Genomic DNA, 5974 nt, shown 5'->3' on the forward strand with positions numbered 1-5974 from the left:
TCCGCCTTGTTCACGCGCGGCGAAACGCAGGCCATCGTCGTCGCCACCCTCGGTACCGGGCGCGACGAGCAGATCATCGACGCGCTCTCCGGCGAATACCGGGAGCGCTTCATGCTGCACTACAACTTCCCGCCCTACGCCACTGGTGAATGCGGCCGCGTCGGCACACCGAAGCGGCGCGAAATCGGCCACGGTCGCCTGGCCAAGCGCGCCCTGCTCGGCGTCCTGCCGTCGACCGAGAACTTCTCGTACACCATCCGCGTGGTTTCCGAGATCACCGAGTCCAACGGCTCCAGCTCGATGGCTACCGTCTGCGGTGCCTCGCTGGCGCTGATGGACGCCGGCGTGCCGCTCAAGGCCCATGTCGCCGGAATCGCCCTGGGTCTAATCAAGGAAGGCAACCGCTTCGCCGTGCTGACCGACATCCTGGGTGACGAGGATCACCTCGGCGACATGGACTTCAAGGTGGCCGGCACTGAAGCGGGCGTCACCGCGCTGCAGATGGACATCAAGATCCAGGGGATCACCAAGGAGATCATGCAGGTCGCTCTGGCGCAGGCCGGTGAAGCGCGCCTGCACATCCTCCAGCAGATGCAGAACTCGATGTCCGGACACCGCGAGGAGGTTTCGAGCTACGCACCCCGCCTTTACACCATGAAGATCAATCCCGAGAAAATTCGCGACGTGATCGGCAAGGGGGGCGCCGTGATCCGTGCGATCACCGAGGAAACGGGGACGACGATCGACATCAAGGACGATGGGACGATTACCATCGCCTCGGTCAGCGGCGAAGCTGCCGATGCCGCCAAGGCGCGCATCGAATCGATCACGGCGGATGTCGAAGTCGGCAAGGTTTACGAGGGAACCGTCCTCAAGCTGCTCGATTTCGGGGCCATCGTCAGCATCCTGCCCGGGCGCGACGGCCTCCTGCACATCTCGCAGATCGCCAACGAACGCGTCAACGCCGTGGCCGACTATCTCAAGGAAGGCCAGAAGGTGCGTGTCAAGGTGCTTGAAGCCGACGAAAAAGGCCGCGTCCGCCTGTCGATGAAAGCACTGACCGCTGAAGAAGGGGGCGCTGGCGCCGCTCCAGCGCCCAGGACTTAGTCGACCACTCGCTGCCGCTGCGCCGGCACACGCAAAAGAGGACGCCGCGGCGTCCTCTTTTTTCCCCTGGTTTGCCGACGCTTGCCTACTTGGCAATCTGCTTCTCGCGCACCTCTTCGAGCGTCTTGCAGTCGATGCACAGTGTTGCCGTCGGGCGGGCTTCCAGACGCTTGATGCCGATCTCCACGCCGCACGCCGCACAGTAACCGTAGTCGCCACTGTCGATACGCGCGATCGTCTCCTCGATTTTCTTGATCAGCTTGCGCTCACGATCGCGGTTACGCAACTCGATGGCGATGTCGGTCTCCTGGCTCGCACGATCATTGGGATCGGCGAAAACGGTTGCCTCATCCTTCATGGTGTGCACCGTCCGTTCGATGTCTTCCACCAGCTGCAGCTTGAGCGCTTCGAGGATGCCACGAAAATGCGCCAGCTGAGCGCTGTTCATGAACTCCTCGCCCGGTTGCGGTACGTAGGGAGTGAAATGCTTGTAGAGCAATTCTTCAGCCATGTTCGAAGACCCTGTTTCGCTGTTGGAAAAAAGCCGATTAAATATCAGAAACAGCACAGTCTTGCAAGCAGACCGCTGTGCTCGCGGACTACCGGCGAAGCGCCGAGCGGTCGTGCGGACACCGACCGGCTATGGCGCTGCGCCGTCCGCTCTGCCGCGCCGCTGACTTGCGACTTGCCTGTCCATCACGGCGCAATCCACTGCAGGCCACCGTGACCAAAGGCCCAGGAGGCCACCTGATACCAACTGACGGCATCGTTCTCCAATTCCGGCTCATCCGGCAGCTTCTCCACCGAACCGTCATCGAAATCCGGCCGATAGACACTTCGGCCACGCCGCGCATTGAGCTTGACCAGGCGGTCGCCACGCAGGAAACCGAGGTCCTGATAGGTGCTGATGAAAGCACGCTCGCGCCCGGGCTCGAGGTCGAACATGTCATAGCCCAGGAAGCGGCTCTTGTAACTGAAGTTCAGCAAGCCGAGCAAGGTCGGAGCGAGATCGATCTGACTGGTCAATCGGTCGAATTCGGCTGGTTTGATGTGCTTGGGGGCGTAGAACAACGCCGGAATCTGATAGCGGTTCACCGGGAGATCCGATTTCCCCGCCGAAGAAGCGCAGTGGTCTGCGACGATCACGAAAACAGTGTCGGCAAACCATGGCTTGCCCGTCGCACGCGCGATAAGGTCGCCGATTGCCCAGTCGGTGTACTTCACACCGCCCTTGCGGCCACTCTTCGAGGGAATGTCGATTCGTCCCTCCGGGTAGGTGAAAGGCCGGTGGTTGGAGGTGGTCATTACCTGCATGAACGACGGTCTGCCCGCCGCGTGCGCCTTGTCGGCCTCGAGCAGTGCCTGGGTGAATAAATCTTCGTCCGCCACGCCCCAGATGGTTTCATGATGAATGCGCTCGGCGGGGATGGCGACGCGGTCGACCACCTGGTAGCCATTGCCGGCAAAGAAATCGTTCATGTTGTCGAAGTAGCCGTAACCCCCATAAAGGAAACGCACCTCGTAGCCCTTCGACTTGAACACCTCCCCCAAGGAAAAGAGGTTCGCGTTGTTCGGACGCTTGACGATCGACTGGCCCGGGGTTGGTGGCACCGACAGGGACAAGGCCTCCAGGCCGCGCACCGTACGCGTTCCGGTCGCGTAGAGGTTGGTAAACAACAATCCCTGCCGGGACAGCGCATCCAGGCGCGGCGTGACCCCGCTGCTGTTGCCGAAACGGGTCAGGAAATCGGACGACAGGCTCTCGACCATGATCATGATCACGTTGAGGCGCTTCTCGGCTCCCGGATAGCTGACAATTCGCGTCAGGTCGCGTGGATCGTCGCTGGCCAACCGTGCGTGCCGTGTCGGCAACTGCGCGCGCAGTCGTGCGAGAGCCTGATCGAGGGGCAGGGCGTAGTAGAAGGAGGCGTAATCGAGTTCGTTGTTGTAAGCGGCGGCGAAGAACTCGTAGACGCCATTGCCGGACAAGGCATTGACGTAGGGGTTGGAGGATTGCTCCTTGAGGCGAAAGTCGACCATCGAAAAGGCAAGAAAAGGCAGGGTCAGCAGCAACACCAGCCAGCCCGCCCGCCCGGTGTAATGCGATTCGACATGGTGCGACGCCCAGAGCCAGTGTCGGGCCAGCCAGGCCACGACCAGCGACAGCAGGGCCAGCCCGCCGAGAATCTGGCCAACCGGGTATGACTCCATGATGTTTCCCGTGACTTCTCGTGTAAACACCAGGTAATCGACCGCGATGAAGTTGTAACGGGAGCCGAATTCTTCCCAGAACGTCCACTCGGCCACCGCATTGAACAGCATGACGAAGATCCAGACCACCGTGCCAGCGAGCAGGAACCAGCGGAAAGGAGTCCAACGATAGAGACGATCCGGCACCAGGAAAAGGAACAAGACCAGCGGGATGAAGAAGTAGCTGGCAGCGACAAAGTCGAAAGCCAGCCCGAGGCCGAACACCTGCAGCAAGTTCTTCGCATTCGGATCGGCCGCATAGCCTGTCTTGACCAGCAGAGCGAGGCGGGTGAGCAAGGAAATGCAGAGAAAGAGGCCCAGCAACAGCCACAGGGGACCGTAGCGGTGGGAAAACAGGCGTGTCGCCCAGGAGGGTGGAGTCTGGTTCATGGCGGGTTTACAGGAAGGCGTTGGCTGCATGGCCTGACAGGCGTGCGGCGGCAATGGAAGGTCGGTCACCCGACCCTTGCCGCATTCTATCCGATTCCCCCGCGCGGCAAGCGCCTGGTCGCCGCTTGTCTGGTTTCAGTCGTTCATCCGAGACCGAACAGCCCGAGAAAAAAATCGCCACGCGCGGCGAACGACGCCTGACCCCGCACGTCCCAGATGAAGATCAGACCGAAAAAGGTCCACACCCCGAAAATCCTGAGCACTCGCCTGACACCTGCGGGTCGTGGCCCCTGACCGAGCCTGCCCTGTTCGCGCAACATGGAAACGTAGATGCCGATCGCCAGCAACAGGCAATAGAAGCTGCGTGAGTCGAGCGCGGCGAGAGCGGGCAGCAGCCTCCCCTCGGCGAGCGAAACAGCCCTTTGCAGAAGATGATAATAGAGGTTGCCGACGAATGCTGCCGCGAACACGGCGCACAACAGGCGCAGCTTCGGCCACCTGCGCAGCGCTTTGCCCAGCCTGGTGAAGGTCGGCAAAAAGAAGAAGTTGGCGAGCAGTTCCTTGAAGTAATAGTAGTAGCGATTCCAGAACTCGCTGATCGATTCGGCCAGCAGTGGCTTGTAAGTGTTCCGGAAGACGTTGAAGCCGAAGATGCGCAGCAGGCCGATGATGGCGTGGCCGCCGGCCGCATGGCGCAGCACCTGCTTGACCAGTTCGCAGTAAACGCTCATCCAGGCTGCCAAGAACGGCGCATCGCTTCCCTGTTTGACCAATTGTCCCAGTGCCGGGATGGCCGGTTTGTCGCCACCCACGAACCGGGTCAATGCATTGCCGTCTCCGTACACCAGACCCTCGAGGACGAACAGCACGGCGCCCCACAAGGTGCCGAGCAGGATCAACCGGATTCCCGACAGTTGCGAACGAAGCAGTTGCTCCGGCGTTCTGGCTTCGCAGCGCGACAGGTAGTCGAGACCCTTGCCATACGGCGTGTTGTTGCCGCCGTAGGCCGGCCACAAGTAGATCAGGTGATCGGTGAAACGGGTACCGGTCACGCGACCATACTGACCGGAAAACAACAGGTAACCGCAGCGCCAGAGCAGGAAGGGCGTCATTACCGCCACGCCGAAGAGCACCGTTCGCCATGCCCCCCCAACCGGCCCGACAACCGACAGCAGGCCAAGCATGCCCCAGTACAAGAGGTGCAGGCCGATCTGCGGGTGGCGACGAAGGATCGACGGCAGCGCCGCAAATCCGGCCGCCGCTCGGTAAACCAGCCAGAGAATCGCGAACAGCACCAGGATGACCGCAGCCAAGCTTCCCACATCGAAGACGACGGAGACTTCCCTGCTGCGCAGGGTGCTCGCCGAGCCGACCACCGCCGCCACCAACGAAGCGGTCGTCAGGATCATCCTGCGCCGGGGCGGTGTCAGCCACGCGAGCGGCCGGCTCAGACGAACCCGGCACCACTCAAGGACAGCCGGGTCGTCATGAAAATGTGCCCAGCGTCTGGTCTTGCTCAGCATTTCGGTCATCGGATTGGCAGGGTTCGCCGGGGTTATCGGCAGGCGCCGCTGCCGCTCGCTACCCGGGCTGCTGCGTGCCCCGGGGCACAGCCTCTTCGCTGCGCTTCACCAACGCCGGCAGAACGATTCTTGCCGACGCTGGCGAGTGCCCAGCAAGCAAGACGAGCGAAGATCATGGATCAGATGGAATAACATCAGGCCGGATTGCCGACCCCGCAGTTCCGGATTCGGCACCGGGTCCCGCATGGTCAAGGGTTACGGCTCAAATCAACACACCTCCGGCCATCGCGGGTCGAGCGGCGAGAGCGACCCTTCTCCTGCCGGAGACACCCGGCGGCGAAACAAACCACAGCGACGAGCCACCGATCATCCCGCCCACCCCACCACTTGCGTGCGGCAAGCCCCGAAGCGGTCAGGGCAGCGTCACACCCAGCGTCAGCATCAGCCCGGCCCCGCCGAAGAGGACCAGCTCGCTGCACACGCGGTGGTAACAGTAGCCGGCCGCCGGGATGATCGCCGGCGCATAGCCGGAGCTGTTGAACGGGATCTTGTCCTGGTACTCACCCTTGTAGCCATGCACCACGCCGGCGGCGAGCTTGACGTAAGCCTCCTGGACCGAGTCGAACGGTCGCCACAGCAGACCGCCGAAAACGAACTCCGACGACTGGCTGAAGGAGTTGTCGAAATACGACGCTCCGACCAAC

The 5974-nt window shown here is 61.9% G+C and carries 4 protein-coding genes and 1 pseudogene; 1 reads left to right on the forward strand and 4 read right to left on the reverse strand.

The genetic code is table 11. The features are described from left to right. Window positions 1-1107: polyribonucleotide nucleotidyltransferase (gene pnp, locus JNK99_RS12230; RefSeq protein ID WP_291853444.1), on the forward strand; the 1107-nt coding region annotated here is incomplete at its 5' end. A gap of 85 nt (window positions 1108-1192) precedes the next feature. Here the strand turns inward: pnp and dksA are convergent. The 4 genes and pseudogenes from dksA to JNK99_RS12250 form a co-directional block, all read right to left on the reverse strand. Continuing rightward, the gene (gene dksA, locus JNK99_RS12235; RefSeq protein ID WP_291853447.1) at window positions 1193-1618 is read right to left on the reverse strand and encodes an RNA polymerase-binding protein DksA; all 426 of its coding nucleotides are present in this window, start codon (window positions 1616-1618) and stop codon (window positions 1193-1195) included. Between the two features lie 185 nt (window positions 1619-1803). Next, window positions 1804-3747, reverse strand: a complete 1944-nt coding sequence (locus tag JNK99_RS12240) for an alkaline phosphatase family protein (protein WP_291853450.1) — start codon at window positions 3745-3747, stop codon at window positions 1804-1806. 143 nt (window positions 3748-3890) lie between these two features. Further along, window positions 3891-5279 (reverse strand): hypothetical protein, encoded by a 1389-nt coding sequence (locus JNK99_RS12245; protein WP_291853453.1) that lies wholly within the window; start codon window positions 5277-5279, stop codon window positions 3891-3893. 403 nt (window positions 5280-5682) lie between these two features. Next, window positions 5683-5974: pseudogene (locus JNK99_RS12250) on the reverse strand (hypothetical protein); the annotation flags it as partial.

Source organism: Accumulibacter sp., assembly GCF_016789985.1.
Classification (GTDB): domain Bacteria; phylum Pseudomonadota; class Gammaproteobacteria; order Burkholderiales; family Rhodocyclaceae; genus Accumulibacter.